This window comes from Robinsoniella sp. RHS, from assembly GCF_001029355.1.
GTDB lineage: Bacteria > Bacillota > Clostridia > Lachnospirales > Lachnospiraceae > Robinsoniella > Robinsoniella peoriensis.
Map to the genome: position 1 here is coordinate 21079 of NZ_JNGB01000122.1, position 6440 is coordinate 27518.

The 6440-nt window shown below is 43.6% G+C and carries 5 protein-coding genes; all 5 read left to right on the forward strand.

Going from position 1 to position 6440, the window contains the following annotated elements:
• Positions 1-13 precede the first annotated feature (13 nt).
• Entirely contained in the window at positions 14-1519 is a 1506-nt protein-coding gene (locus tag RHS_RS24865; protein WP_027295566.1) for a sugar ABC transporter ATP-binding protein, read from the forward strand.
• Positions 1516-2544 carry an ABC transporter permease gene (locus tag RHS_RS24870; RefSeq protein ID WP_242849139.1) on the forward strand — a complete coding sequence of 343 codons (1029 nt, stop codon included), beginning with the start codon at positions 1516-1518 and terminating at the stop codon, positions 2542-2544. Before RHS_RS24865 ends, RHS_RS24870 begins: the two co-directional genes overlap by 4 nt.
• A gap of 117 nt (positions 2545-2661) precedes the next feature.
• Positions 2662-3789, forward strand: coding sequence for a substrate-binding domain-containing protein (locus RHS_RS24875; RefSeq protein WP_047834695.1), 1128 nt, complete (start codon positions 2662-2664; stop codon positions 3787-3789).
• Between the two features lie 27 nt (positions 3790-3816).
• On the forward strand, positions 3817-4890 hold the full coding sequence (locus tag RHS_RS24880; RefSeq protein WP_027295569.1) for a uroporphyrinogen decarboxylase family protein: 1074 nt from the start codon (positions 3817-3819) through the stop codon (positions 4888-4890).
• 63 nt (positions 4891-4953) lie between these two features.
• Positions 4954-6440, forward strand: a 1487-nt coding sequence (locus RHS_RS24885) for a glycoside hydrolase family 2 (protein ID WP_047834696.1), incomplete at its 3' end; no start/stop codon positions are given.

Here is a 6440-nt window from a genome sequence, read left to right on the forward strand (position 1 = left end):
AGGAGGAAGAATTATGGGAAGTGAATTGGAATTTGCACACATATCCAAATATTTTCCGGGTGTAAAAGCTCTGGATGATATTTGCTTTCGGGCATATGGGGGTGAGGTGCTGGCCTTCCTGGGAGAAAATGGTGCCGGTAAATCTACATTATTGAAGGTTCTCAACGGTGATTACCAGCCGAATGCGGGGAAGTACCTTCTGGATGGAGAGGAAAAGCACTTTCGATCCCCTCACGAGGCAATTGAAGAAGGGATCAGTGTTATCTATCAGGAACGGCAGATATTAATGGAGCTCTCTGTGGCAGAAAACATCTATCTGGGAAGAATGCCGGTAAATAAATTGGGCGTTATCAATGTGAAGCAGGCAAATGAGATGGCACAGAAAATCATTAATGAATTCGGGCTTCCGATCAGGGCAAATGAAAAGGTGAAGGATTTAAGTATTGCTTATCAGCAAATGGTTGAGATTATGAAGGCTTACAGCCGAAAAAATCTAAAAGTAATCTGCTTTGATGAACCAACTGCCAGTTTGAGTGATTCAGAAATCGACAGCTTATTCAGTATTATTGAAAAGCTGAAAAAGGAACAGAAAATAGTAATCTATGTATCACACAGAATGAATGAAATTCAGCAAATTACCGACAAAGTAGCTATTTTTAAGGACGGGCGGTATGTTGATACGGTTGTAACCGGAAAAGTATCAGAAAAAGAGATGATACGGATGATGGTAGGCAGGGATTTGGGAAATATTTATGAAAGCCTTGACCGCAATAAAAAGATTGGTAAGGTACTTCTGGAAGTGAAGAATGTTTCTTCTGATTATGTGAAGCCGGTATCTTTTGTACTTAGAGAAGGAGAAGTGCTGGGATTCTCAGGTCTGGTAGGAGCCGGGCGGACTGAGGTGATGCGTGCCATTATCGGAGCCGACAAGCTCCAGAGTGGAGAAGTGATCCTGGAGGGAAAGAAAATTACGAACCGGTCTCCGAAAGAGGCTATGAAAAACGGAATTGTGCTGGTGCCGGAAGACAGAAAGATGCAGGGAATTCTGTCAAATCTGAGCGTGTCGGGTAATATCAACGTATCCCTTATGGATAAAAATTCTAATAAATTTGGAATTATCGACAAGCGGAAAGAAGAGGCAGAGGCTAAAAAAGGTATCGAGTCCTTTAAAATTAAAACACCTTCCCCAGACAAAAAGATCGTTGAACTGTCCGGCGGAAATCAGCAAAAATGTATTGTAGCAAGATGGATTACCACGAACCCCAAGGTTCTTATTCTGGACGAGCCTACAAAAGGAATTGACGTAGGGGCAAAGTCAGAATTTTATCAGATGATCTGTGAATTTGCAAAGCAGGGGCTGGGAGTTATCCTGATTTCATCTGAACTTCCGGAGGTTATCGGACTTTCAGACCGCATTATTGTAATGCGTGGGCTGCATATATCAGGTGAGATTATGAGAGAAGAAGCGACAGAGGACAGGCTCTTAAGCTTGGGTATGATAGGAGAGGAAACAGAATGAAAAATACAGAGAATAAGGGAATGAATCAGAATAGCAGCAGTAAAGTTAAAGCAATAGCAGGATATATAGGAGGCGACAAGCTGGTATTGATTGGAGCAATTATTGTGGTATTTGCATTGTTTACTTCAATTAATAAAAATTTTCTTTCAATTCAGAACATGATTAACCTTTTGGTGGCAGCATCACTGGTTGGGATGGTAGCTGTGGGACATACCTACTTAATTATTGCGGGACAAAACGATTTATCCCCGGGATCCCTGGCAGCATTTTCCGGTGTTATGGTTGCACTTTTAGTGGCAAATGGAACACCCATAGTACTTGCAATTCTTCTGACCCTGGGAGCATCGGTAGTTGTTGGATTGTTCAATGCATGGATGGTAAATAAAATTAAACTGGAAGCATTTATCGCTACTTTAGTAACACAGTCCATTGTACGTGGATTTGCATTTATTATCTGTAATGGAAAACCGGTAGGTATTGCAGATGTAGGATTTTTAAAGCTGGGAAAAATTCGTTTCTTAGATATCCCGCTGGCAGTTTGGGTGATGATTATCTGTATTATTGTATTTGGCTTTATTCTTCAGAAGACAAAGTTTGGACGAAGTATCTATGCAATAGGGGGAAATAAAGAAGCTGCAAGACTTGCGGGACTGAATCCTGAAAAAATTGTTACATGCTGCTTTATCATGATGGGCGTGCTCTGTGCTATGGGAGGTATCCTGTTCTCGGCAAGAATGAATGCCGGACAGCCTTCCGCAAATGTAAACCTGGAGTTTGACGCAATTACCGCAGTTGTATTAGGCGGGGTATCATTCACCGGCGGAGTGGGAAGCATGGGCGGTACCGTACTGGGTGTTATTTTAATCCAGGCTTTTAACACAGGTCTTATAATGGTCAATGTGCCTACATTCTGGCAGTATGTTGCCCGCGGATCATTGCTTCTGTTTGCACTTGCATCCGATTATATCAGGAAAGAAAAGAGAAACAAAGAACTTCTTGCAGCAAGTATGAGAAATGCAGAATAACGGGAACAAATCACACAAAAGTGTGTTTTGGATACATATGTAAAAAGTTTTAAGGACCGGGTGCATTAATTCCATGGAGTGGTTCGGGAGCTTTTCATATCAAAAAGGAGGATAATCATGAAAGCAAAAAAATTATCAGCATTATTAATGACAGTCGTATTGGGGGCAGCAGCATTAACAGGATGCAGCAGTGAAACAGCGGAGACAGCAAAAGAAACAACGAAAGAGACAACAAAAGAAACGACAAAAGAAACAACAAAAGAAGCGGGGGAGACAACAAAGGAAACGACACAGGAAGAAACTAAAAGCGCAGAGAATACTGCGGGAGAAGGGCAGGATAAAGATTTATTAGTCTATGGTATCTATAAAGCAGGCGATCAGACTTGGTTTATTGATGAAGGCGAAGCAGCAAAAAAAGCGGTTGAGGCTGCCGGTGGTGAATTTGTATACGTTGATGCGAAAATGAACCCGGAAGAATATTTAAAGGCAATTGATAATGCGATTGCAAACCAGGCAGACGGTATCGTGACCTGTATTCCCGATCAGACGATGTCACAGGCAGTTATTGACAAATGTACAGAAGCAAATATTCCGGTTGTAGCGGCTGATGACGCACTGCAGGATGCAAACGGCGAAAAGCTGGCACCATGGGTAGGCATCAACGCATATGTTATAGGTGAAGCTAATGGTGAGTGGATGGCTAATTACGTAAAAGAAAATAACCTTGCGGCAGATGAAGAAGTGGGAATGCTGCTGATGACAATGGATACCGTATCCAGCTGTGTGCCTCGTGCAGAAGGTGAATATGACAAATTTACAGAACTGGTTCCTGAATTTGATACAGCTAAGATCTACCGCGCGGATTATGACGGAACAACAGATAAAGGAAATACAGCGGCAGCAGCGGTAATTACAGCACATCCTGAAATTAAGAAATGGCTGGTAACAGGAGCAAATGAAGAGGGCGTTATCGGTGCAGCAAGAGCATTAGAGAGTGCAGGACTGGACAAGGATGCCTGTGCAGTAGGTCTGGGTGCTTATATGGCAAAAGACGAGTTTAAGAAAGAAGGCGGTTCCTGTGTAGTTGCTTCCGCATATTTTTCAGCAGATTCTGTAGGTGCAGGTTCCGTAGATGTTCTCCTGGGATTGATCGAAGGAAAAGAAGTTCCGCAGGAAACAGCAGTAGATGCTGTAGTAGTGACTGCAGATACTTATGAAGAGGTAATGGGCGAAGCAGCCAAATAAAGGGCAAGATGAAGGAGCAGGCAGAAGATGACAAACAGAGAGAACTTCCTGTCGCTGATCAGGCGGCAGGGATATGAATGGATTCCGGTAGAATTTGTACTTTCTCCGCATCAGCAGCAGGTTTGCAAAGAACAGCTTGGTGCAGATGATTATGAGGAATATTTCAAATTTCCATGGCGCAGGGTAGAAGATCTGCGCCTGCGCAACCATGACACAGAAAAATATCGTGTATATTATCAGACACCGCTTGCAGAGGGTGCGGATATCGACATCTGGGGTGTTGGGCATGAGAAATCGCCAAACAGTATGCATATGACCTATATGCGTAATCCACTGGAAAACATGGAAACCCTGGAGGAGATAGAGAATTATCCATATCCGGATTTTGCGAAGGCAGATGGATCCCACCAGGCGGAGCAGGTTGAAAAAATAAAAGCAAGAGATCTCATTGCGATAGGTGACATGCAGATGACAATATGGGAATGCGCCTGGTATATGAGAAGTATGGAAGAGCTGTTCTGTGATATGATGGAGGAAAATGAAATAGCTGAATTTCTATTTGATAAGGCGGCAGAGCAGTCCACAATAAGGGCTGCTGCCTATGCAAAAGCCGGGGTGGATGTATTGTTTATTGGTGATGATATCGGTATGCAGTATACGCTTATGATGAGTGAAGAGCTTTACTGCAGATGGATTAAGCCAAGACTGGCGGCACTGATTCGTACAGTAAAAGAAATTAACCCTGAAATCGTAATTTTTTATCACTCATGTGGATTTATCGAGCCCCTGATACCCCATTTAATAGAAGCAGGGGTAGAAGTTCTGAACCCTATTCAGAGTGAATGCATGGATTTTGAAGAAATCCATAAAAAGTATGGTCAGCAGATTTCATTTCACGGTACAATCGGCACACAGACTGTTATGCCTTCCGGCACCCCTCGGGAAGTGAAGGAAGCAGTCTGGAACAATCTGGATATTGCAGGGGAAAAAGGCGGACTCTTTGTGGCACCGACCCATATGCTGGAACCAGAGGTTCCACTGGAAAATATTCTGGCTTATGTGGAGGCGTGCAGAACTTATAGAAAAAAAGGCGGGAATTAAGCTGGCGGCGGGGATGAAAAACTCCAACCTTTCAAATACGCTCCGGGGAAGGGAGATTATATAATGAAAAATAGAAAAAGATGGATAAGTATGGCTTTGGCGGGGGTCATGATATTTCAGATGAATGGAATCCTCGTTTTTGCGGAAGCTGCATCTTCAGACGTTCAGACGGCTGATGTGCAGGAAGTGGCAGAAACGGAGATAGGCAGTGATGTTTGGGATACACCGGTGATTCCGGATGCAGCCAGGTATATAAAAGGGATAGAACAGACTGAGGTCAGCCTGAATGAGAAGACGGGAGACGGAACTTGGAGATATCTGTTTGATATTCCTGATTATACACAGGCAGGGGGAATTGCGGCACCCAATGAAGAGAACCAGGATTTTGATTTCAGTAAATGGGAAGAAAGAGACTGGAAAAACATAAAAGTGCCTGGAGAGCCGCTTATGCAGGGCTTCGACATCCTGACAAACAACGAGTATTATTACCAGCGTGAGATTACGGTACCGGAAGACTTTGCGGGAAACAGGGTATTGGTAAGGTTTGACGGTGTGTACAGCAATTCCCGTGTGTGGATTAATGGAAAATATATCCGCACTCATGTAGGTGGATTTACCACCTGGGATTGTGATATCACAGAATTTGCAGCACCGGGTGAGACAGTCACCATGACAGTGGGAGTTGCAGAAATATACAGTACCACAAAGGGAATCTGGAACCCGGAAGGAAAATCAGTCAACAATCCGGCAAATGCTACAGAGTATGCCCATCACAACATGGGCGGGATTAACAGGGATGTAAGCCTTGTTGCAGTTCCATATGACAGTATTGCACGGACCTATGTAAATACCGACTTTGATGAGACATTTACGAATGCAGATCTGGAAGTAACTGCCCAGCTGAACATGGTTTCAGGCGAAGGCGCACTGCTTGTGGAATTGCTTGACGGGGAATCAGTAGTTACCTCCGGTACAATAGATTTTGATCGGGAGACAGAGGCTTTAAAGAATTTACCGGAACTTGTTGAGGAAGCAAGTACTTTATTAAAAGAAAATGAAACGAATCTCTATGAAGGAAATTCCGGTAAAACAGGACAGTACTCCAAAGCAGCATTTGAAAATATGCGCAAAGAAAGGGACAATGCTTTAAAAGTCCTGGCGGGAACGGGAGAACTCTCAGCTGCAAAGAAACTTACCCTGCCGGTTACAGAGCCGAAGCAGTGGGATGCCGAACACCCAAATCTGTATACGCTGCGTACCACATTACTGGTGAACGGGGAAGCGGTACAGATAAATGAGGAGAATGTAGGATTCCGTGAAATACATTACGGAGGCGCAGACGGCACAGATACCAATAAAGTTTATGTGAATGGAAAAGAAGTAAAACTGCGCGGTACCTGCCGACATGATGTATCCGATGATCTGGGACGTTCCATGACCAGAGAAGAAAGTTACGCCGAGATTGCAGCGTACAAGAATGCAAATATAAACCATATACGTACATCACATTATCCGGCTTCTGAAGATCTGCTGGATGCCTGTGATGAAAT

Excerpts from the sequence above, each read along its gene's own strand:
- RHS_RS24865 (WP_027295566.1), top strand. The coding sequence starts at position 14 with ATGGGAAGTGAATTGGAATTTGCACACATATCCAAATATTTTCCGGGT.
- RHS_RS24870 (WP_242849139.1), top strand. The coding sequence starts at position 1,516 with ATGAAAAATACAGAGAATAAGGGAATGAATCAGAATAGCAGCAGTAAA.
- RHS_RS24880 (WP_027295569.1), top strand. The coding sequence starts at position 3,817 with ATGACAAACAGAGAGAACTTCCTGTCGCTGATCAGGCGGCAGGGATAT.
- RHS_RS24875 (WP_047834695.1), top strand. The coding sequence starts at position 2,662 with ATGAAAGCAAAAAAATTATCAGCATTATTAATGACAGTCGTATTGGGG.